Raw genomic sequence first — 21,734 nt, 5'->3', positions numbered from 1 at the left:
AATGAAGGCAGACTGTTTTTATTCCGTTCTGTAACTTATTTTTTTACTTAGTCTGTTAATTTATTAAAATGTTCCTATTTTTAGACAGAACTAATTATTGATCACCTTTACAACAGGCGTTTTGCTTATTCGTTATAGAATGATAAACCGCTATATTTTTATGCATAAAGCAAAGTCCTTTCTATCTAATCTGGTATACAATAAATTTTTCTGGCAATTTTTCCTTGCTGTTTTTATGCTCGGGATGGCCGTATTCTTTATCCGGAACCAGCACGTAGAAGTAATACAGATTACCAGGCAATTAGATACTGCTGTACCACTTTATATTGTGCTGGGTATTTTACTTACCGGCGTTTATATTGTGGCGCAGGGTCAGATGTATGTTCATAGTTTTAAAGCCCTTAATGTTGATGTTTCACTGGGCAATGCCATAAAACTTTTTTTAAAGCGTAACCTGATCAGTGTTTTTTTGCCTGCGGGAGGTTTTTCGTCGCTGATATTTTTTACCAGGGAAATTGAAGAGAAAGGGATTTCGAAATCCAAAATCCACTTATCATCTACCTTATTTGCGTTTTGTGGAATCCTTTCGGTAGTTGTTGTCGCCATCCCTGTACTGGGCATCGCGCTGTTATCAACACGGTTGGGGCAGGTAGAAATTATCAGTTTTGTGTTCCTGTTACTTTTAACTGCATTTCTTTTTATAAGCATTTATTCCATCTCAAAAAAAGGATGGGCCTATCAGTATATTTCGAAGATCAGACCATCATTGGTTACCGTTTTTGATGATATGATCGAAGAACATATTAGCAGGAAGCAGTTTTGGCTAACGTTGCTGGTTTCTATCGCTATTGAGTTTATTGGCATCCTGCATTTATACATTTGTATGCTGGCGCTTGGTTTTCATGCCAGTATTCCGGCGGCAATTGTAGGTTATATTGTCATGGTGATCCTGCTTATTGCATCACCATTTTTAAGAGGTTTGGGTACCATAGAGGTATCGCTTACTTTTATTTTAGGGCAGTTTGGTTTTCCGCTTATTGCAGCGGCAACCATCACATTGATGTTCAGGTTTTTCGAATTCTGGCTGCCTTTAATCGGTGGTATCATCAGTTTTATCCTCAAAAAAGATAGCATTATCTTACGTGTACTGCCCGCCTTTATCATTTTAATCTTGGGCGTGGTGAATATCATTTCTTCAATAACACCATCCATTCCAACCAGGCTTAGGCTGGTGAGGGATATATTGCCCGAAGACCTGATTGTAACCAGTAATGCACTGGTGCTCATTTTCGGTCTTATATTGGTTATGTTGAGTATCTTTTTATTACAGGGATCAAAACGTGCCTGGTATGTAGCCCTTTCGCTCACCGTATTTTCCATCATAGGACATTTATTAAAAGCTGCCGATTATGAAGAGGCCACATTGGCATTAATTGCAGGTTCAACGCTATTTTATACCCGCGATAATTATAAACTGAAACCGCATCCAAAATTTGTAAGGGTAAGTTACTGGGTATTCTTATACGCCATTGCCGCAGTTTTCGCCTATGGCGTATTGGGCTTCTATTTTATGGAAAAAAGGCATTTTGGGGTAGAATTCAAGTTTGTAGATTCGGTAAAAGCAGTATTGAAAATTATTTTTTTTGTTGATGATAAAGCCCTGAACCCAATTACCAAATTTGGAAGCCATTTCGAACAATCCATTTACGCCGCCAGTGGTTTAGTGATTCTTTTTATCATTTTTAGTTTGCTAAAACCATACTTTTTTAAACCTTACAACAGTCCTGAAGATTTTACCGAAGCAGACCGTTTGTTAACTGAGAAAGGAAATTCGGCACTCGATTATTTTAAAACCTATCCTGATAAGTTCATCTATTTTAACGAGAACCGCACTGCATTTATCAGTTTTAAGATCACCCGTCACTTTGCCCTGGTATTGGAAGATCCTGTTGCGGGCAGTGATGAGGAAAAGATAGCGATGATCAAAAAATTTGAGGAAAGGTGTAAGGAGACCGGATTTATAGCCGCTTATTACAGGGTGCCTCATGAGTCGCTGGGTTTATATAAATCTATTGGCAAAAAGTTTATTCCGATAGGTGAAGAAGCTGTTTTAGACCTTACTGCTTTTACCATTGATGGGGGTAAGATGAAGACAACGAGAAGCGCGATTAACAGGTTAAGCAGCGAAGGGTTTATTTTTAAAGTGTATAATGGCCAGCAAAAAGAAGGACTTTTGCAGAAACTTCAAACGGTTTCTGATAATTGGCTTCGGGACTTAGATCAGAAAGAAGTGGCTTTTACCCAGGGTGTTTTTGATAAAACGATATTAAAAAACCAGACCATTTTGACGATAGAAGATGCGGAAGAAAAGGTTTATGCTTTCTTAAATCTTGTACCTGATTATGCACCGGGAGAGGCTACTTACGACCTCATCAGAAAGGAAACGGATGCGCCAAACGGGGTGTTGGATATGCTGCTGGCCAAAACCTTTTTATACCTTAAAGAAGAGGGTTTTAAAAGTGTAAATATGGGGTTAGCACCGCTATCGGGGATAAATGGTGAGGATTTTACTCAAAAAACAATTAAATACGCTTACGATAACTTAAAGGCTTTTGCACAATTTAAAGGCTTGAGGAAATATAAAGAGAAATTCTATCCTTCGTGGAATAAGAAATACCTGATATACAGTCATCACTACCATTTGTTACAGGTGCCCAATGCCTTAAAGCGGATTTCGGAAGGCAGTTAAGCTACAGTCCGGTTTGGATGGCAGAAACTACTTTTTTGGTATCGTTGTTAAATTTGTGCGATCCGGGGATAAGGCTTTTGGTAATATTTTTCTTATCAGGAATGGCTTTGTACAGATCACTGTCTTCATCTTCGCCAAAAATAAACAAGAGTTTTCCGCTGATTTTGTTGATTTCGGGCAACACCTTGTATTTGGCGTTTTTACTGCCAAAGCCCATCATATCTGATAAATGGATTACAAAATCAGTTGAATTGGATGGAGAAAGCAATATGGTTGATTTTAATTTTGGCTGCAGATCTTTTGGCAACCTTGGCGTTAAAAACAGGGCCGCATCTGCGCCGAAAGAATAGCCCAGAATCGAAAATTCATCTTTGTCCCAATTTTTTAAATATAATTCAATTGTGGCGTTCAGGTCTTGCGCCAATTTTTCGGGTGTTTTCTGATCCCAGAAATACTTTTTGCTATCTAAAGCAACAACCGCATAATTTTTATCATGGAGTGATTGTATAAGGCTTTGCGAAAAACTATTCATACCACCATCGCCGCTAAGGTAAAAAATAATGCTTTTTGCTGTTGGTTTTGCTTTGGCTGTTAAGGGCAGCTTTGATATATCTTGCGCCTGACTAAAAAGCATGCAAAACATTAAAGTATAAAAAAGGGAAATTCTATAAATCATTTGATGTTTATTTCAATGCCGCTATTATTTTATTGTATGCAGCAGTTTGATAATGGTGGTTACCGGGAATACTATCAATTACCACGTTCTTTTGACTGATGTTTTTTAAAGGTTTATCCGTTTCCTCTTCACCATAAAAGCAAAAAATAGGAATCGTTATTTTTTTGATTTCGAGATCAACCTTATAGGGGTAATTATCGCCCGATAGGTTGGTGAGATCGCCAAAATGGACTTTGAAAGATGTGGTAGCATAGGGTGAAAGCATTTCTAAAGCTTTAACATGCCTTTTGGCACGATATGGAAGCCTGCTGTAGATAAATGGTACCACATCTGCACCGAATGAATAACCGCATAAATAAATCTCACGGGTTTTATACTTAAAGGCGTATTTGCGGATCAGTTGAACAACATCCCGTTCGGTTTGCTCTGGTGTTTTTTGCTCCCAGAAATAATCCCTCGAATTAATGCCAATGGTATGAAAGCCATTTTCTGCAAATTTTAAAGAAAGCTCGTCTTCAAATTTGATCCAGCCACCATCGCCAGATAGGAAAATAAGGAGTTTCTTAGCCTGCGTATCTTTGGCAGGATATAAAAAAACAGGCAGATTAAATTCTTTACCTTCAATGGCATTGTTTTCGTGCACCCTGGCCCTTTTAAACAATGCGCAACCGCTTAAAGTGATTGCCAATAAAAGTAAAAAACCGATTATTCTCATGTTATAAAAATGTAAAACCTAACATAAAGGAAAGTCCGTGCGGATTGATATCCAGATCGTTTGTACTCATTTTGTATCCTTTTAATCCAACGGCTAAAAAGGTGTTTAATTTTGGGGTGATGCTGTATTTTGCACCAAAACCGGTGTAAACATAAAACCCTTCTTCGCTTACTTTGCTTTTAATATCGGGTGTAGGATCTTCTGCAATGTCGTATTTGTTAAAGGAAATACCCAGTGAGGTTTCTACATACGGCCTGATCTTTTTGGTGGTTTTAAAGTTGTATTTTAAGTTACCGTATATGGGTAAAAACTTGAGTTTGTACAGTACGTAACCATTGTCGTGATGGATAGGAGTGGTGGCATATTCTATCCCAAAGCCAGGCTCTAAACCATTTGCAAAAAGGTAATTTACTTTTAACGATGGTGCATAGAAAAGATTACTGTGTGTAGATCTTAACAGCTCGAACGCAGGTGACACGGAAAATGTTCCGTTGTTGGTTTTCTCTTGTGCAAAAGAAAGAAATGGAAGGATAAGCAATAAATTGCCAATAAGTATTTTTTTGAGTGTCATTGTTTTTAAAATGTTACGGTAAACATAATAAAAAGCTTTGATTGGTCAATAGTTGATTGGGTTGGTTAAGCGGTTAATTGTTTAAATCGGTTAATTGACGCTCATAGATAGATTTCAATAGAAACGTCGTCATTCCCGCGCATGCGGGAATCTTAAGGCTATCGCTATTAATATAAACGTAAAACTAAAATGCCCTTCGGCTTCGCCCAGGGTGACATTTCGTTTGAAAAATCGACTTTATTTATTAATTGTATAATCGACTGAGGACTAAGGACTGAAGACTCCAGACTAAAACTAAACCGGTAGCGTAAAACAAAACGTACTTCCATGGCCAGTGCTCTGCTCAACCCAGATTTTTCCGCCATGTCCTTCAATAATTTCACGACATACATATAGCCCTATACCAAATCCTGCAATGAGGTTATTATTTTGTCCGCGGTAGAAGCGGTCAAAAAGTTTTGAAATTTCTTCCTGTGGAATGCCCGTACCCTCGTCGCTAACAATGATTTTTAGCTGATCGCCTTCAATTGTTGCGGATATGGTAATCTGGGTGCCCAGGTTCGAATATTTTACAGCATTACCAATCAGGTTATTGATTACCTGCGCCAGCTTACCCATATCACCGTTAATGTTTACAGGTGCCATTTCAGAAAATGCAAACCGGTGTTGGGTGTATAGCATCCGGGTTTCTTCGGCAATTTCCTGTAAAAATGTAGCAAAATCAAAAGGTTCTTTTTCGATAAACATTTTTCCAGATTCCAATCTCGCAAGGTTTAAAAAGCCATTGATCATGTTCGTCATCCGGCGGCTCTGTTTAATCGATTGTTCCAATATCTTTTTTGTCATTGGATCTTCTTGTGCCGGATTGCTTTTTTCCATCAATTGGAGATAAGCAGTTAAAGAAGTGAGGGGTGTTTTAAGTTCATGACTTACCATGCCGATAAAATCATTTTTCCGCTGCTCATTTTGTTTGATTTCGGTAATGTCGCGGGTAGTACCTGCTACTGCTTCAACTTCGCCTTTATCATTAAGTATGGGGGTGAAAATATAATCGTAAACACGTTTCCCAAATAAAGCATGAGGAAAAGAAACTTCGCCACGGATAGCTGTTTTGGTGGCACGCACATGGTCTATTTCACGCTGGTGCATTTCCGCATGCCAGGGTTCATATCCATTTTCCAGCAAACCTTTTCCAATGGCATCATCCCAGTTTTTGCCCCACATCGAAAGGAGGGCTTCATTGGCATAGATAAAATTGTATTGAAGATCAAAAACATACATTAGGTCGGGTGTGCTGTTTGCGATGGTTTCATAAACCCGCTTTTGTTGCTCAGTGAGTTCTTTTGTCAGTTTAAGTGATTCTTCAGCACGTTTGGCTTCGGTAATGTCGCTGGCCGCACCAAACCACTCGCGCACTTTTCCTTCATGATCCAGAATCGGTACAGCGCGCGATAGTGTCCAGCCAATGCTGCCATCGGCCCGGAGCACCCGGTGTTCAAGCTGAAAAATCTTATTAGCCCTTCTTGCTTCTTCAACAGCTGTTCTAACCTGATCATGATCAAGCGGATGGATGTATTTAGCGATCCAGTCTGCCAATGGTTCATTGGTATCTGCTAAAAAATCCCTTCCTTCCAGTTGTTTCATATCGCGCCAATCGGCGCTCATAATGTATACAATATCCGAAGTGGCCGTTATGAGCGCTCTAAAACGTTCTTCATTTGCAGCGATTGCTTTTTTACTGGCATATTTATCTTCAGTTAAACTGTTCATATTATTGGAAGGGAATTAATCTCAACACTAAATTACTTTTAAAAGCTGATTTTCAAAAAAACTCAACTTTGAATGACAATTATTTTCCATTTATAAAGATGAGTACTCCTAAAACAAAATATGTTATTTAACAGGTTTAAACAGACTTTTTTGCCTAATTGTTTGATTAGATTTACTTCCGTTTATATTTTTTTAGTTTTTTTTGAAAAAATGATGCAACACTATTGTACATGCTGCGACTAGAGAATAGAAACGTATTATAACAGATAAATTAAAAGCTCAACATTGCGCACTGCTGAACAGATAACCGATCAGGAATTAATTGTACTCTGCCTCGAGGGCAGGGAAGCAGGCTATACGGGACTTTATAACCGTTATGCCAGAAAGATCTATAATTCGATCAGCCGGATTGTGAGCCATACAGGCGAGGCAGAAGATATCCTGCAGGATATTTTTTGTACGGTGTTTAGTGATGTGAGCAAGTTAAAGGGCGTACTTAGTTTCGAAGCCTGGGTAAGGCGGATGGCCATTAACCGCTCCATTTCCCACTTAAGAAAAAGAAAAATAGCCTTTTCTGATCTGGGCGATATGGATGTTGAAGACGAAGGGATTAACGATAACGATGATGTAGAAATTTTCGACTGCAGGGTAGAGGATGTGAAAAAAAGTATCGAAGAACTGTCATCAGGTTATAAGACGATTTTAAACCTGTATGTGTTTGAAAAGATGACCCATGAAGAAATTGCAGTAATGCTCGGACTTTCGGCCAGTACAGTGAGAACACAATACCACAGGGCAAAAAAGCGTGTTTTATTATCACTTAAAGACAAATGTTATTATGAATGATCAGATAAAGGATTTTGTGGAACAGCACCGGGAGGAATTCGATCATCTCGAAGCACCGGCCTTTGATATGGACCGCTTTAAGCGGATGCAGGTACAGCCTGAACAGCTAAAAGTCAAAAAGTTAAGATTTTTCAATAGCAAATGGCTGGTTGCAGCATCGGTAGTGCTGGTAGCGGCAACTGCATGGCTTTTTTTTTACCCGCAAACACAAGTAGAAAGAATTTCATATTCAAAAGGGGCTACTGCTACTTTACCAATCAGGCCTGAAGGAAAAACAAATAAGGCTTCAGGTGAGCAAAATAGGCTGGTTCAAACCGCAAAGGTTAAACCAGATCAGCCTGAAACGATAAAGGAAAGGCCAAAATACATTAGCAAGCGTGATGAATATGCAGCATTAAAAGATAGCAGTTCGGCGAGTGTAAGGTTGCTGGCGATATTAAAAATCGAAAAAAATAACCGGATCAATAATAAAACGCTGGATATGCTATCGAAAACGCTCAATCACGACGGGAACACCAATGTACGCCTGGCTGCCCTGAATATATTGCAAAAATACAGCACCGATAAATATGCCTCAAAATTGCTGGTAAATTCGCTTAATAAGCAGGACGATCCGATGGTGCAGCTTGGCCTGGTTAGCTTTTTAGGCAAAATGAAGAATGTAGAAATTGGCGAAAAACTTTATGCGCTGGCCAATAACCCCGAAACTTTTGCTGCGGTACGCGATGAGGCCTACAGTGTATTATTAAATCAAGACAAATTATAAAAAAAAATAAACAACAATAAAAATATGAAAAAGCAATTTATCGTTCTTTTTTCTCTGCTGGCCATCGCTGTATCGGCATCAGCACAGAAAGAATACAAATTAAACAAAAACTCGGGGCAGCTCAACCTGAATATTTCGGGCGCAATAGTAGAAGGTTATAGTGGAAATGAAATTGTATTTTCTATACCTAAAGGAGAAACTGAAGAGGTAGATGAACGTGCAAAAGGATTGCGTGCCATCAGCGGATCGGGTTTTAGCGATAATACGGGCTTAGGCTTAGATGTTACTGAAAAAGGTGGAGAAATTAATGTAAATGCGGTAAACAGGGATATTAAAGGCATATTAACCATTAAGGTACCTCAAAACATTAAAATAGTTTTTACCAACAAAAGCAATGTGTATCAGAATGAGATTATTCTGAAAAATCTTAAAAGTGAAATAGAGGTTTCCACCAGCTATAACAAAATCAAGCTCGAAAACAACAGTGGCCCCATGAATATTAAAACACTTTATGGTTCGGTAGATGCTATTTTTACTGAAGCCATTAAAGGCCCGGTATCTATTGTTTCGGTATATGGTTATGTAGATGTGTCGCTTCCTGCTACTACAAAAGCAAATGTAGAATTAGGCACCAGCTATGGCAAACTTTACGCCGCTGAGGGTTTAAAAATAGCCATCGATAAATCGGAAAAAACAGACCGCAATGGGTTTACTTCTGTAAGCGGTAGTACAAATGGTGGTGGTCAGGTAACGATGATCCGTTCAGGTCAAACATTAAATACTTTAACCTCTTCTGCTAGTGGTGATGGTTTTGAATACAGCAGTAGCCGTAATGCTGAAAATATAAGAGGTAAGATTAATGGTGGCGGTGCTGACCTGATTTTAAATTCACGTTACAAAAATGTATACCTGAGAGAGAAATAACGTTCTCTTTAGGTTTTCCTTTTCACCTGTCTGAAGCCTGTTCTTGGCAATAAAGGCAACAAAGTATACTTTTATGAAAACAATATTATATTGGCTTTTAATGGCCATGGTGCCGGGTATTGCCCTTTCGCAAACCAAAATTAATAAATCTTATCCGGTTAAAAAGGGCGATGCAGTGGTACTCCGCTTCGATTATCCAAAGGTTGTACATGTTTCCAGCTGGGATAAAAATGAAATTGGTATAGAAGCTACGGTTAAGATCAATGATGGTGAAAGCGACTCGGCTTTTACCCTCGAGGAGAGTAGCACTGATGGAACGGTTACCATCAAAAATAAACTCGATATGGATAAAATTCCCGATGCTTATTATGTAAAGGAAAACGGCATTAAAACGCGCTTAAATTCGAAAGCTGATCTTGATGCTTACATCAAAGAAAAAGGAGGTACTAAAATATCGAGCTACCAAACGAAGGATATTGAAATTACGATCAACATTAAACTTCCGGCCGGGATCAGCACCGAGGTAAGCTCTGTTTACGGTATTGTAGAAATTAAGGATTTTAAAGGACCTATAAAAGTTGATGCAAGATATGGTGGTATTGATGCCAGTATTAACCAAAGTGCCATCGGTAAAATTAAACTCACCAACCGTTATGGAAAAATTTATACCGATATGGTGCTTAAACCGACAGAAATGAAAGAGGAAAATTTCTTTACTTCTTTAACGGCTGCTCCAGGTGTTGGGCCAAGTTATGATTTAAGCTCATCGTACGGGAATATTTATTTAAGAAACCAGTAGGGATGGAAGATGGGGAAGCGGTTAGTGTTTGGCGATAGGAGCTAATCAATCGCTTCATCCCTTTTTGTCATTCTGAATGCAATGAAGAATCTTTTTTCATAAAGGAATTAAAATCATTAAGAGAAATACAGAGAGCAATCGCTCGTTCCCGTCATCTCTTTTTAGCTAATTTCGTCATCTCGACCGCAGTGGAGAGATCTGTGAGAATCGTCATCCCCGAGCAAACGGGGATGACGATCCTTTTATCAAAATCTGAGATGATGACAATTCGCCTTTAAACTCCCTTTCTTGGTGCGCTCTGTGCTTTCTCTCTGTGTACTCGGTGGTAAAAAATGCTAGCTTATCCTCCAAACTTACGCACCCGATAAATCAGCGATAACATAAAATATCGGCCCAGGCGGTTTACCTGCCTGTCCACAATCACGTTGTCAAACACATCTCTCGAGATACCCGAGTTCTGATCAAAAAGGTCAAATCCTTCCACACGGATGGCGGCCATATCGTTTTTCATGAATTTATACTCCATTGAAAGGCGTAGGAGTGTTGGGTTGCGCACCGCACCATTATCGAAACCGGAGTTGACCTGTTTGGTGAAATCATAACCTAAAGTAAGGTCTTTAAAAAAGTAGTTTCGGCCTTCTATACCGCATTCAAATCGGTTAGATTGACGATCGGCAAAACTATCGCTGGAGTAATTGGTGAGGTTTTGTGAGTAAGAAGTTTCTACCTGAAAATTGACAATATCTTTTAAATCTACCCGAAACTCCAGTTCCTGGCGCCAGGATAAATTTTGTGCTTCAATCCGGCTGTCATCTGTAAAAGTAATGTTGTTGTTCAACTGACCAGAACCCGAGTAGCCAATGGTAAATTTCCGCTCTGCAGAAAGTGGTTTGCTGATGTTATAATCGCCCTGAAGGGTGTAATACCCATCTGCATTGATGTAGCTGGTAAGCTGGTTAACGGTTCCGGGCACACGCTGTTTTGTGGTTACAATCCTGTCGTTTGTACGCTCATATTTAAAATTCGCCTGGATTATTTTCCCTGCATTCCAATCGGCCTGTTTATAATGTGCGTTAATGCTTTGAATAAATTCGGGCTTCAGGTTTGGGTTTCCTGTAACCACATTCTGGAGGTTCGAATTATCAGATATTGGCTGCAGCTGCAAAAATCCGGGTTGATTGTTCCGACCCCAGTAGTTAATGTCGAAAGATTCCTGATTAGAGAATTTATAAGAAAAACGGCCAGAAGGGATGAGGTTAAACGAACGGTTAACCGTTTGGATGTTGTTGCTCAGGTTCTCTCCACGCAATATTGCCGGCTGTGCATTAAGGCCAATTGTATAATTGAGTTTCTCGCCGATGTAACGGTAATTTAATCCAACTTTATTGGTAATAAACTGATAATCGTAGATGTTGCTCAGATTAGGGTTGAACACTTCATTTCCATCAACCACATCATAAGCATCACGCGAATTGTTTGTAGACGAACGGTTCCAGTTATAATTTACCTCCAGAAAAGTTTTTTTCCAGATCGGTTCCATGTACGAAACACCTGCATTAAGTCCGAAATTTCGGCTGTCCTGATTATTCAACTGGTTTTGTAAAACAGAATCTGCCGCATTGTTATGTGTATTAATGTACCGGTTATATACATCCTTATAATTTTCTCCGTTCGAATAACTGATGCTGCCCCACGAAGTGATGTTACGGCCCTTTTTCTCAAATTTATGGTTAAAAAAGAAATTGGTGCGTGCATTAATATTTTTAGAAGTATTAAAGTTTGTACTTTGCCTGTTTGTAGAGAGTGTATCCTGAGTGATATCGGAGCCTCCGGTACTGTTCCCGCTATTGTTGCTGTAAGAGAAATTTGGCGAAACCTTAAGGTAGTTCATTGTATCGATTTTATACTCTAAGTTGCCACCAAAGGAGTGGTTATTATTGTTGCTCTTACTATTATTACCTGCATTTTCAAGCCGGTTTATTGGATTCTGACCGGCATCTTGTAAAACACTTTGGGTGTAGGTAGAACTGATGGTATTATTCTTATTGTTATTAAAGTTATATGATGCATCAGCAGAAAGTCTGGTACTAAACTCATTTTTATAATTCAAACCTAAGGCATTTCTGGTATTGATACCATCACCTCCGCCACCACGCATATTGGCGTTGGCCGATGTTCCATCAAAAGAAATTTGTCGCTCTCCTTTCATGCTGTTTCCCCTTATGCTGGTGTTGTAGCGGTCTGAATTGCCCACCCCAGCCGATGCACGGGCAAAATATCCTTTCTTTTTATCTTCTTCAATGGTCAGGTTCAGTACCTTTTCCGGCTCGCCGGTTTTAATGCCGGTCAGTTTTGCCTGATCACCATAATCGTCGATAAATTGTAGGTTCTTGATGATATCGGCAGGTAAGTTCTTAATAGCGGTGGCTACATCAGTTCCAAAAAAATCTTTTCCGTTAACCCGTATTTTGGTTACCGGTGCGCCCTGACTGGTTACATTACCATCTTTATCTACTTTAATGCCCGGCAGTTTTTTCAGCACTTCATCTACTGCATCACCATCTCTCACAGGAAAAGCCTTGGCATTAAAACTCACTGTATCTTCGGTTACTTTTACTGGTGGAACGCCAGAAATCACCACGCCTTCAAGAGTATTTGAAGATGGTTTGAGTTTAATATCGGTGATATTCAGCAGGGCGCCTTTGTCGATCAGGTATTGTTTAATAAAAGTGTCGTAGCCGATAAAGGCAGCAGAAAGGGTAAACTGCCTGGATTTGATTTTACTCAAAATAAAGGTACCATCGGGATTGGCAGAAGTGCCAACACTATCGTTGCCCGATTTAATCCTAACCACCGCACCAGGCAGCGGCAGACCAGCTGTATCCAAAACAATACCTTTTACGGTATAATTCTGTGCATAACTGTTTGTAAAAATACCCGCAAAGAGCAGGAGTAAGCAAATCGATTTAGTAAATACCCTCATGAATTATTTGTGTGTGCCATAAAAATACGGAGCAGTAAGCTAATCGCATGGAGCGTAATCAACATGTTACCAATGCGGTACAATGGAAGATGTATAACGGAATATGGTTTATGTAGAGCTGGGGGTATGAAGTCCATAGTCCTAAGTCTGGAGTCCAAAGTCAATTAACATTGAACCAGTTTGGAGTTTGGGGATTGGAGTTGGGACTCAGTTAACCGATTTCAACAATTAACCGATTACCAATAAACTAATCGTATTTTTACCATAATGAAGATAGTATTTTTTTCTGCCAAGCCTTACGACCGGGAATTTTTTGAAAGTTGCAACGAACGTTATGATTTCGAACTGGAATTTTGGGAAACCCACTTGGGCCCTCACATTGCCGATGCCATAAAAGCTGGCACAGATGTCGTTTGTGTATTTGTAAACGATAAATTAACCGCTGAAGTGATTGAAGTATTGGCGCAAAAAGGTGTAAAGATCATTGCACTGCGCTGTGCAGGTTTCAATAATGTAGATCTGGAGGCAGCAAAGCAATACGGTATCCGCGTTTGCCGTGTTCCGGCTTATTCTCCACAGGCCGTTGCTGAACATGCTGTAGCAATGTTGCTCACGCTAAACCGTAAAACGCATAAAGCCTATAACCGTGTACGCGAGCAGAATTTTTCGCTTTCCGGCTTAATGGGTTTCAATCTTTTTGGCAAAACAGTAGGGGTAATAGGAACCGGGAAAATTGGCGCTGCATTTTGTAAAATCATGCTGGGCTTTGGTTGCAAAGTACTGGCTTATGATCCTTTTGAGGACGAACAGCTAAGAAATACGGGTATAAAATACCTTCCTTTTCATGAAGTGATTAAAGACGCAGATATTATTTCACTGCATTGTCCGCTTACACCGGAGAACCATTATCTGATCGGTTCGGCCAGTTTATCGGCGATGAAAAAAGGTGTTACACTGATTAATACGAGTCGGGGAGGATTGATTCACACGCGTGAAGTGATTGATGCACTAAAAACGGGGCAGGTTGCGGCATTGGGCATTGATGTATATGAACAGGAAGAAAAATTGTTTTTCAAGGATCTTTCTACCAGTATTATTGGCGATGATGATATTCAGCGACTGATCAGTTTCCCGAACGTATTGGTTACAGGGCATCAGGCTTTTTTTACACAAGAAGCGTTAACTGAAATTGCTGAATCGACACTTGGGACGGTTAAAGCTTTGTTGGCAGGTGATGGGGCAGATGAGGCTGCGGTTTTGGTATAAGCGGGTGGCGTTGGGCGTATGGCGGTTTGATTGATGGTTCATAGATTACATCATCATCTATAAACCATCAACTGCTTGAACATAACGCTATGCCCTTTGCACTTTCCTCTATGCTATTACGCGTAATATGAAGTATTCAGGTTGATATTCTTCTTCTCTGCTTCCTCTATTGGCGCGTAGTTAGAAAGAATTAATGCTTCGCCCTTTTTAACACATACATCATGCTCGAAATGCACTGAAGGACTCCCGTCGGCCGTTCTGATCGTCCAGCCATCATTATCTAAGAATACTTCTTTTTTGCCCATATTGATCATCGGCTCGATGGCCATCACCAGGTTTTCTCTTAATAACATACCTGTGCCTTTGCGGCCATAGTTGGGTACCTGGGGATCTTCATGCATATCTTTACCCAAACCATGACCAACCAGATCCCTCACCACACCATAACCTTGTTTTTCGTTATAGTTTTGGATGGCATAACCGATGTCGCCTAAACGTTTACCCACTACCGCTTCCTTAATCCCTACAAAAAGTGACTCTTTTGTGGTTTTAACAAGATTTAATATTTCTTGTGATACTTCACCGATGATAAAAGTATAAGCGTGATCACCGTGGAATCCGTTTTTAATGGTACCTACATCCACCGAAATGATATCGCCATCTACCAGTTCATACTCGCTCGGAAAACCGTGTACCACCACATCATTTACCGAAGTAATGATATGGAAAGGAAAGCCGTTATAGTTGTAAAAAGATGGAACAGCACCATTATCGAGTATAAACTCATTGGCCAGTTTATCAATCTGTAGTGTAGTAATTCCCGGTTTGATTATTTTGGCTACTTCTGCCAGTGTATCGCTTACAAGTAGTGCGCTGATCTGCATCAACTCTACCTCTTCATTGCTTTTGTATAAAATCATTGCTGCAAATTTACAAAAAGATGCGGGTAAGCGGAAATGATGTGAGATGTAATACGTAAGATGGAAAATGCATGATGGAAGCCAAATTGTGCTTATTGTTGCAAGGTTGGAAAGTTGAAATGTTGGAAGTTATGTAAACTCAGATGTTCTAAAGTGGCTTAGGTGGTGTAAAATGAAGTACAATGGGAAATGGATGATGGAAATGAAACCGGTAAGACCTTATATGTTTCTTATATCCCTTATATGGTAAAAAAATACTTAGCTTTATTACGCTGCCATGGAAAATATCCTTCATCCTCCCACTATATTTGAAAAATAAATAATACCATTACATGTCTACCACACCTATAAAAATATACCGTTCCAATATCGATTTTCTAGAACAGTTAAAAAAGAACAATAACCGCGAATGGTTTAACGAACGAAAAACCGAATTTCTTGCCGAGCAGGCCAATATCGAAAACTTTGCTTCCGTTTTATTAACCGAATTAAATCTTCATGATGTAATCGAAACCCTTTCCGGTAAAAAAAGTCTCTACCGCATTTACCGCGATACCCGCTTTTCGACAGATAAAACACCATATAAAACACATTGGAGCGGAAGTTTCAAACGCGCTGGCAAAAGCAGGCGAGGTGGTTATTATTTCCACATCGAGAAAGGAAACACTTTCGTAGGCGGTGGATTCTGGGGACCTTCGCCAGCAGACTTGAAACTCATCAGAGATGATGTTGCCTTTGATGCACAACCACTACGTAATATTTTGGGCGATAAAAATTTTATATCTTCCTTTGGCAGCCTAGCAGGCGAACAACTTAAAACCACACCCAAAGGCTTCGAGGCCGATCATCCCGATATCGATCTCTTACGTTTTAAACAATTTTTATTGGTGAAGAAATTTGATGATGAAACAGTATTGAGCGATAATTTCGTCCAGCAGATGGGGCAGGCTTTTAAAGATATGCGTCCTTTTTTCGATTACATGAGCAGTGTGTTAAGTGGCGATGCAAATGGAGAATAGGGCATATTGCATTTACTCCCGACTCAAAACTAATAATTGCTTCGCGAACAATCATCCGCGAAGCAATTTTATATAATACCTTTTCTTAATGTCCTTAATTCCTTAATGGTAAAAATCGATTTCAGACTAAACCTTAAGGCTCATTCCGCCATCCATTACAATTTCTGCCCCTGTAATAAAGTTAGCAGCATTACCGCAGAAAAAAGTAACCATTTTAGCCACATCCTCTGCTTTCCCGATTTTTTTAAGTGGAATGCGATCAATCATCCATTGGTTAAGTGCGGCTAACTGTTCTTCATTAAGGCCTTTTTTATTCATAATTTCTGTAGCAGTTGGCCCCGGACTAACGCTATTCACTCGGATCTGCCTTGGTGCCAGTTCTACTGCTGCAATACGCATAACTGAATTTAATGCAGCCTTGCTCGACGAATAGATCGAACTATTCGGTAAATCCATACTTGCTGTGTTTGAAGATAGGAACACAACAGCGCCTCCATCATTTAACAATGGTATAAACTTGCTTAACGTAAAATAGGCGCCTTTAAAGTTCACATCCATAATGGTATCAAAGGTTTTTTCAGTAGCATCAGCTATACTGCTCTGTTCTACTACACCAGCATTTATAAATAGGATATCAATTTTCCCAAAGGTTTTTTGCACTTCCGTTGCGAGTCCTTCAATTGCGTTAACCTGGCTCTGGTCTGCCACCAAGCCTTTAACACCAAGTTCTGCAGTTGCCTTTTCAACGGCATCTTTTCTTCTTCCGGTAATGATTACCTCAGCACCTTGTTCTTTTAATTCTCTTGCGGTGGCATAACCAATACCGCTATTTCCGCCGGTTACCAGCGCTTTTTTTCCTTTTAAATTATTCATGATAAAATATATATTGATGGATGCAAAAATATCTTTATATTGGTATACTTTTGTAAGTAGTATCACAGAGTATACCAGTTATGGAAACAGAAAAAAGAAATCAGATCGCAGCTGAAGTATTGTCTAACCCCCGTAATCAGCAGGAAGAAATACAGGCTTTACAGGATACGCTTTATGTTCTTGGTGGAAAATGGAAACTGCCGATTATCAATTCCATCTGTAATGGCAATAAAAGGTTCAGGGACATTGAAAGAAGTATTCCCGGCATTACCACACGGATGCTTTCAAAAGAATTAAAAGAAATGACGGCCAATCAACTGATCAAAAGAACTGTTATAGATGATACTCCGGTAAGCATCGAATATACTTCTACTGATTATTGCAGGTCTTTTGGCGATATCATCCTCGAAATGATCAAATGGGGAAAGCAACACAGGCAAAAGCTAAAAGAAGGGTAGGTTTTTAGGTTAATCGGTTAATTGTTTAAATCGGTTAATCGACGCTAAATGCTAAACTCCAGACTCCAAACTAGTTTATCGGTTAATCGACTATGGACTCCAGACTTAGGACTATGGACTAAAGACTCCGGACTATCTCCCGACTCTTCAAACTAAACAAAGAAACATAAAACTTAAGCTGAAATAAAAGGTTGTAGCTATATACCTTAAACAGCTTATCCCATGAAAAAAAATGAAACTGGTGGCGATCCAAAATTCGCGACTAAAACAACGGCACAAGATGCGCCTGCTTTAAACGGATTATTTAAAGATGCCATCGCTGATCTATATTGGGCTGAAAATCACCTGGTAAAAGCATTACCTAAAATGATTTCGGCCGCTACAGCTCCCGAGCTTAAAAATGCAATCGAATCACATCTCGAAGAAACTAAAGTCCATGTTACCAGGTTAGAACAGGTATTTGAGCTATTGGGTGAGAAAGCCATCGCTAAAAAATGCGATGCCATGGAAGGTCTCTCCAAAGAAGCAGAAGGTATTGTAGAAGAAACCGAGCCGGGTACCGCCACCCGTGATGTAGGTATTATCCTCGCTTCGCAAAAAGTAGAACATTATGAAATTGCCAGTTATGGCGGACTTTATCAATTAGCCACCACACTAGGCTTAACTGATATTGCCGATATTTTAGCGCAAACACTTTCTGAAGAAAAGCTGGCCGACAGCAAACTGACCGATATAGCAGAAAACGAAATTAATTACAAAGCAGCTGAAGAAGCTTAAACGAATAAAAATGGCTAAGAAAACATCAGATCAAAAAAATGCACTGCCACAGCAGGAAAACGATAAGACCAGAAAACTCGAATCGTTTACAGCCGATGCCAGTGGTGAGTTAATGACCACCAACCATGGGCTAAAAATTAACGACGATCAGAATTCTTTAAAAGCAGGTGAAAGAGGAGCAACCTTATTGGAAGATTTTATGCTCCGGGAAAAAATCACCCATTTCGATCATGAGCGCATACCTGAGAGGATTGTGCATGCCAGGGGCTCTGCCGCTCATGGCGTATTTAAAGTGTACGAAGATATGGCTGAACTGACACGTGCTGCTTTTCTTTGTGATCCAGGTGCCGAAACGCCTGTTTTTGTGCGCTTTTCTACGGTTGCCGGTTCCCGTGGATCAACGGATTTGGCTCGGGATGTACGTGGTTTCGCCGTGAAATTTTATACACAGGAGGGTAATTTTGATCTGGTGGGTAACAACATGCCTGTATTCTTCATTCAGGATGCACTTAAATTTCCAGATCTGATCCATGCTGTAAAACCTGAACCAGATAACGAAATGCCGCAGGCAGCTTCTGCGCACGATACTTTTTGGGATTTTATTTCCCAGATGCCAGAATCATCACACATGGTGATGTGGGCGATGAGTGATAGGGCTTTGCCAAGAAGTTACCGCATGATGGAAGGTTTCGGTGTACATACTTTCAGGTTTGTAAATGCCAAAGGTGAAGCAAATTTTGTTAAGTTCCATTGGAAACCTCTTTTGGGTGTACATGCTGTAGCATGGGATGAAGCGCAGACAATTTCTGGTAAAGATCCGGATTTTCACCGTCGCGATTTATGGGATGCGATTGAGGCCGGCGCTTTCCCTGAATGGGAACTTGGTGTGCAGATCGTTCCTGAAGCAGATGAATTTAAATTTGAATTCGATCTGTTGGATCCAACCAAACTGATTCCGGAAGAGCTGGTTCCAGTACAACGCATTGGTAAAATGACCTTAAACCGCAATCCCGATAACTTTTTTGCCGAAACCGAACAGGTTGCTTTCCACGTGGGGCATGTGGTGCCAGGTATCGATTTTACCAACGATCCTTTATTGCAGGGCAGGTTATTCTCTTATACCGATACGCAGTTAATCCGTTTAGGTGGACCAAATTTCCATGAGATTCCGATTAACCGTCCAGTGGTTCCTGTCCACAACAACCAACGCGATGGTTATATGCGCCAAACCATAAACAGGGGCAAAACCAGTTATGGCCCAAATGCCATTGCAAATAATGATCCTCAACAGGCTAAAGCCGCTGATGGTGGTTTTACCAGCTATAACGAACGTATAGATGCAAAGAAAATAAGGGCCAGAAGCAGAAGTTTTTTCGACCATTTTTCGCAGGCCAGGTTGTTTTTTAACAGTCAGAGCGAAGCAGAGAAAAACCACATTGTTGATGCCTTAAGTTTCGAGCTTGGTAAAGTTAAAGCCGTGGAGATTAGAGAGCGGATGCTTGCTGTGTTGGTACAGATAGATAAAAAACTTGCTGCTGAAGTAGCTTTTGCCCTTGGTCTGCATATTCCAAAAATCCCGTTGGAAGATTTAAACAACAGTATTCCGGCAGATGGAAACCGTGCTGATTATGCTTCATTAAATCCTGAAGGAAGTTTGGCAAAATCTGAAGCTTTAAGCATGGCTGGAACGATAAAAGACAATATTAAAACCAGAAAAGTAGCCATTTTGGCCGCTGATGGGGTAGATGGAGCTTCGCTAAGCAAAGTTAAAGATGCGCTGATTGCCGAAGGAGCAGTGGTACACATTATTGCGCCTAAATTAGGACAGATCATTTCGAAAGAAGATCAGCAGATTACGCCAGATGAAAGCTTTTTAACAGCGGCATCAGTGCTTTACGATGCCGTATATGTACCAGGTGGTGGCAATTCGGTAGCTACATTAGAAGCCGAAGCCAATGCGGTCCATTTTTTAAACGAAGCTTTTAAACACTGTAAAGCCATTGCGGCAGATGAAGAAGCACTTCAGGTATTGGAATCGACTTATTTTTTCAAAAAATTACCTGCAGAATATTCAGAAGAAACCGTTTTGCGGGAAGGTGTATTGGTAGGCAAAGATTTAAAAGCGCTTACCGCTACCTTTATCAAAATGATTGCGCAGCACCGTTTTTGGGACAGGGAAAATCCAAGAAAAATTCCTGCTTAATTATAGTTCAACCTATAAAATGATCAGCGTGGCTAAGGCTACGCTGATCTAATTTCAAATATATCATGGAAGATCAATCTAACCAAAATATCATCCCCAAACAATATACCGGGACTAGTATGGACGCTTTGGAAGAACAATTTTGTTCGTCCATTGAAGAAGCTATAACACTTTTTAACAGAACCTCCGCGAAACTTTTATCGGTAAACGATTGGGGTAAATATGCAGGAATGTCTAACTTTCAGCTGATGGATCCTCACGGCATTAAGGCCGAAAGAACTGCTGAAGAAGGAGATTTTATCCGGATCGATATCCCAGGACCTGGCACTAACGTGGGGAAGGGTTACGACTGGGTACGTATCCAGGAAATAAAAAATATTGAGGAAGGAGAATATCAGGTTTTGGCAATTACCGTCAGGCCATGCGCGCACCCGCTCGAAACCGGAGGTAAAACGGCACATTTTTTAAAAGATACCGCAACATCTACCTTTGTAGTTAAAAGAAACGGCTTACATATTACCGCTGAGGAGCATGGACGAAATGAGTTACCAAATACCGAAACAGGAAGTTTTTACGATAAGGGAAGAAACTTCGTAGTGGGTATGGCTGCAAAACTTGGCCTATCATACCCGCAGTGGAAAAGCCTGGTTAAAGGCTTATTAAACGATTAAGTATCCTCGATATGTGCTTGTAACATTTCAATCCCAACTTCATTTCCCTGTAGTGCAGCCAGTTCAACAGCGCGCTTTCCTGTTTTATCTACAATAGTTGGGTCAGCACCATGTTCGAGCAATAACCTTAATACATCGTTTCTGCCAAACATTGCTGCAAACATCAAAGCCGTTCCTCCATTTCCATGCTGAAGATTTAAACTGGCACCGTTCTCGATCAGCAATTTTGCAATAGGTGTATAACCTTTAAAACTGGCCCCCATTAAGGCGGTGTTTCCGCCAAAATCTGCGGCATCAATATCCGCTCCTGCATCAATTAATATTTTGGCAGCTTCAGGCTGGTTATTATAACAGGCAATAATTAAAGGCGTATAACCTTTATCATCACGGTGGTTTATATCTACACCTCTGTTAATCAGTTCATTTATAACATCCAGTTCGCCAAGCCGGGCAGCGGGTATAATCAGTTCATTTATATTCTCCATGTTGCTATAACCCTTGTTATGGTTTAAAGTTTTAAGAACCGGATATTATCGCTTTAAAATTTTATTATTTTTTTTAAAACAAATTAAATCGCCTTGCGTTTATTGTATAGTTTGTTTGGTTAGTTTTATCGGTGGATGCCTATAAAACATCATTATATAGCCTCATAGTAATATGGGGCTTTCTCTTTTTCAGCTATTTTGGCGCTCCGGCTTTTCTTAACCAAAAAATCAGTTTCCCTTACTTTTTAACAAATGTTGTAAGA

19 protein-coding genes are annotated in these 21,734 nt (G+C 40.0%); 11 read left to right on the top strand and 8 right to left on the bottom strand.

Annotated elements, in window-relative coordinates; translation table 11 throughout:
• The first annotated feature begins 160 nt into the window (after nt 1–160).
• The gene (locus U859_RS0105495; protein ID WP_029985488.1) at nt 161–2,749 is read left to right on the top strand and encodes a phosphatidylglycerol lysyltransferase domain-containing protein; all 2,589 of its coding nucleotides are present in this window, start codon (nt 161–163) and stop codon (nt 2,747–2,749) included.
• Nucleotide 2,750: 1 nt separating this feature from the next.
• Here U859_RS0105495 and U859_RS30280 read toward each other — a convergent pair whose 3' ends face one another.
• The 4 genes from U859_RS30280 to U859_RS0105475 form a co-directional block, all read right to left on the bottom strand.
• Nucleotides 2,751–3,425: an AcvB/VirJ family lysyl-phosphatidylglycerol hydrolase gene (locus U859_RS30280; protein WP_084153027.1), complete on the bottom strand. Its 675-nt coding sequence runs from the start codon at nt 3,423–3,425 to the stop codon at nt 2,751–2,753.
• A gap of 7 nt (nt 3,426–3,432) precedes the next feature.
• Complete coding sequence (locus tag U859_RS0105485) at nt 3,433–4,140, bottom strand: AcvB/VirJ family lysyl-phosphatidylglycerol hydrolase (protein ID WP_025142420.1); 708 nt, start codon at nt 4,138–4,140, stop codon at nt 3,433–3,435.
• Between the two features lies 1 nt (nt 4,141).
• Entirely contained in the window at nt 4,142–4,711 is a 570-nt protein-coding gene (locus U859_RS0105480; RefSeq protein WP_025142419.1) for an outer membrane beta-barrel protein, read from the bottom strand.
• A 294-nt stretch (nt 4,712–5,005) separates the two neighbouring features.
• Nucleotides 5,006–6,481: a PAS domain-containing sensor histidine kinase gene (locus U859_RS0105475; protein ID WP_025142418.1), complete on the bottom strand. Its 1,476-nt coding sequence runs from the start codon at nt 6,479–6,481 to the stop codon at nt 5,006–5,008.
• Nucleotides 6,482–6,766: 285 nt separating this feature from the next.
• Here U859_RS0105475 and U859_RS0105470 point away from each other — a divergent pair, with 285 nt between their 5' ends.
• The 4 genes from U859_RS0105470 (at nt 6,767) to U859_RS0105455 (ending at nt 9,816) form a co-directional block, all read left to right on the top strand.
• Nucleotides 6,767–7,327, top strand: a complete 561-nt coding sequence (locus tag U859_RS0105470) for an RNA polymerase sigma factor (protein WP_025142417.1) — start codon at nt 6,767–6,769, stop codon at nt 7,325–7,327.
• Nucleotides 7,320–8,093: a HEAT repeat domain-containing protein gene (locus U859_RS0105465; RefSeq protein WP_025142416.1), complete on the top strand. Its 774-nt coding sequence runs from the start codon at nt 7,320–7,322 to the stop codon at nt 8,091–8,093. The genes U859_RS0105470 and U859_RS0105465 overlap by 8 nt, the downstream gene beginning before the upstream one ends.
• A gap of 24 nt (nt 8,094–8,117) precedes the next feature.
• Entirely contained in the window at nt 8,118–9,017 is a 900-nt protein-coding gene (locus U859_RS0105460) for a DUF4097 family beta strand repeat-containing protein (RefSeq protein ID WP_025142415.1), read from the top strand.
• Between the two features lie 73 nt (nt 9,018–9,090).
• Nucleotides 9,091–9,816, top strand: coding sequence for a hypothetical protein (locus U859_RS0105455; protein ID WP_162799874.1), 726 nt, complete (start codon nt 9,091–9,093; stop codon nt 9,814–9,816).
• A 340-nt stretch (nt 9,817–10,156) separates the two neighbouring features.
• Here the strand turns inward: U859_RS0105455 and U859_RS0105450 are convergent, their stop codons facing one another.
• On the bottom strand, nt 10,157–12,799 hold the full coding sequence (locus tag U859_RS0105450) for an outer membrane beta-barrel protein (RefSeq protein ID WP_025142413.1): 2,643 nt from the start codon (nt 12,797–12,799) through the stop codon (nt 10,157–10,159).
• Between the two features lie 267 nt (nt 12,800–13,066).
• Between U859_RS0105450 and U859_RS0105445 the strand changes: the two genes are divergently transcribed.
• Complete coding sequence (locus U859_RS0105445) at nt 13,067–14,065, top strand: 2-hydroxyacid dehydrogenase (protein ID WP_025142412.1); 999 nt, start codon at nt 13,067–13,069, stop codon at nt 14,063–14,065.
• A gap of 116 nt (nt 14,066–14,181) precedes the next feature.
• Here the strand turns inward: U859_RS0105445 and map are convergent, their stop codons facing one another.
• Nucleotides 14,182–14,985, bottom strand: coding sequence for a type I methionyl aminopeptidase (gene map / locus U859_RS0105440; protein WP_025142411.1), 804 nt, complete (start codon nt 14,983–14,985; stop codon nt 14,182–14,184).
• Between the two features lie 332 nt (nt 14,986–15,317).
• On the opposite strand from map, the gene U859_RS0105435 reads away from it, so the two are divergent.
• Entirely contained in the window at nt 15,318–16,004 is a 687-nt protein-coding gene (locus tag U859_RS0105435) for a DUF2461 domain-containing protein (RefSeq protein ID WP_029985485.1), read from the top strand.
• A gap of 126 nt (nt 16,005–16,130) precedes the next feature.
• On the opposite strand, the gene U859_RS0105430 is transcribed toward U859_RS0105435, so the two are convergent.
• Nucleotides 16,131–16,877, bottom strand: a complete 747-nt coding sequence (locus U859_RS0105430; RefSeq protein ID WP_025142410.1) for an SDR family oxidoreductase — start codon at nt 16,875–16,877, stop codon at nt 16,131–16,133.
• An 80-nt stretch (nt 16,878–16,957) separates the two neighbouring features.
• Here U859_RS0105430 and U859_RS0105425 point away from each other — a divergent pair, with 80 nt between their 5' ends.
• The 4 genes from U859_RS0105425 to U859_RS0105410 all read left to right on the top strand — a co-directional run bounded on the left by U859_RS0105425 (nt 16,958) and on the right by U859_RS0105410 (nt 20,986).
• The gene (locus tag U859_RS0105425; RefSeq protein WP_025142409.1) at nt 16,958–17,335 is read left to right on the top strand and encodes a winged helix-turn-helix transcriptional regulator; all 378 of its coding nucleotides are present in this window, start codon (nt 16,958–16,960) and stop codon (nt 17,333–17,335) included.
• Nucleotides 17,336–17,557: 222 nt separating this feature from the next.
• Nucleotides 17,558–18,112, top strand: a complete 555-nt coding sequence (locus tag U859_RS0105420) for a ferritin-like domain-containing protein (RefSeq protein ID WP_025142408.1) — start codon at nt 17,558–17,560, stop codon at nt 18,110–18,112.
• Between the two features lie 10 nt (nt 18,113–18,122).
• Nucleotides 18,123–20,315 (top strand): catalase, encoded by a 2,193-nt coding sequence (locus U859_RS0105415; RefSeq protein ID WP_025142407.1) that lies wholly within the window; start codon nt 18,123–18,125, stop codon nt 20,313–20,315.
• A 65-nt stretch (nt 20,316–20,380) separates the two neighbouring features.
• Nucleotides 20,381–20,986, top strand: a complete 606-nt coding sequence (locus U859_RS0105410; protein WP_025142406.1) for a hypothetical protein — start codon at nt 20,381–20,383, stop codon at nt 20,984–20,986.
• Here the strand turns inward: U859_RS0105410 and U859_RS0105405 are convergent.
• Nucleotides 20,983–21,471, bottom strand: coding sequence for an ankyrin repeat domain-containing protein (locus tag U859_RS0105405; protein ID WP_025142405.1), 489 nt, complete (start codon nt 21,469–21,471; stop codon nt 20,983–20,985). The genes U859_RS0105410 and U859_RS0105405 overlap by 4 nt on opposite strands.
• Nucleotides 21,472–21,734: the final 263 nt, after the last annotated feature.

Origin of the sequence: Pedobacter jeongneungensis (assembly GCF_000633455.1) — a bacterium.
Taxonomy (GTDB): Bacteria; Bacteroidota; Bacteroidia; order Sphingobacteriales; family Sphingobacteriaceae; genus Pedobacter; species Pedobacter jeongneungensis_A.
The sequence above is the reverse complement of the archived record's forward strand: the minus strand, read 5'-3'. Positions and strand labels throughout refer to the sequence as shown.

Bases quoted from the DNA above. Each gene is read 5' to 3' on its own strand.
- U859_RS0105420 (WP_025142408.1), top strand. From the start codon at position 17,558: ATGAAAAAAAATGAAACTGGTGGCGATCCAAAATTCGCGACTAAAACA.
- U859_RS0105435 (WP_029985485.1), top strand. From the start codon at position 15,318: ATGTCTACCACACCTATAAAAATATACCGTTCCAATATCGATTTTCTA.
- map (WP_025142411.1), bottom strand. From the start codon at position 14,985: ATGATTTTATACAAAAGCAATGAAGAGGTAGAGTTGATGCAGATCAGC.
- U859_RS0105425 (WP_025142409.1), top strand. From the start codon at position 16,958: ATGGAAACAGAAAAAAGAAATCAGATCGCAGCTGAAGTATTGTCTAAC.
- U859_RS0105480 (WP_025142419.1), bottom strand. From the start codon at position 4,711: ATGACACTCAAAAAAATACTTATTGGCAATTTATTGCTTATCCTTCCA.
- U859_RS0105415 (WP_025142407.1), top strand. From the start codon at position 18,123: ATGGCTAAGAAAACATCAGATCAAAAAAATGCACTGCCACAGCAGGAA.
- U859_RS0105405 (WP_025142405.1), bottom strand. From the start codon at position 21,471: ATGGAGAATATAAATGAACTGATTATACCCGCTGCCCGGCTTGGCGAA.
- U859_RS30280 (WP_084153027.1), bottom strand. From the start codon at position 3,425: ATGATTTATAGAATTTCCCTTTTTTATACTTTAATGTTTTGCATGCTT.
- U859_RS0105450 (WP_025142413.1), bottom strand. From the start codon at position 12,799: ATGAGGGTATTTACTAAATCGATTTGCTTACTCCTGCTCTTTGCGGGT.
- U859_RS0105475 (WP_025142418.1), bottom strand. From the start codon at position 6,481: ATGAACAGTTTAACTGAAGATAAATATGCCAGTAAAAAAGCAATCGCT.
- U859_RS0105410 (WP_025142406.1), top strand. From the start codon at position 20,381: ATGGAAGATCAATCTAACCAAAATATCATCCCCAAACAATATACCGGG.
- U859_RS0105495 (WP_029985488.1), top strand. From the start codon at position 161: ATGCATAAAGCAAAGTCCTTTCTATCTAATCTGGTATACAATAAATTT.
- U859_RS0105460 (WP_025142415.1), top strand. From the start codon at position 8,118: ATGAAAAAGCAATTTATCGTTCTTTTTTCTCTGCTGGCCATCGCTGTA.
- U859_RS0105485 (WP_025142420.1), bottom strand. From the start codon at position 4,140: ATGAGAATAATCGGTTTTTTACTTTTATTGGCAATCACTTTAAGCGGT.
- U859_RS0105465 (WP_025142416.1), top strand. From the start codon at position 7,320: ATGAATGATCAGATAAAGGATTTTGTGGAACAGCACCGGGAGGAATTC.
- U859_RS0105445 (WP_025142412.1), top strand. From the start codon at position 13,067: ATGAAGATAGTATTTTTTTCTGCCAAGCCTTACGACCGGGAATTTTTT.
- U859_RS0105455 (WP_162799874.1), top strand. From the start codon at position 9,091: ATGAAAACAATATTATATTGGCTTTTAATGGCCATGGTGCCGGGTATT.
- U859_RS0105430 (WP_025142410.1), bottom strand. From the start codon at position 16,877: ATGAATAATTTAAAAGGAAAAAAAGCGCTGGTAACCGGCGGAAATAGC.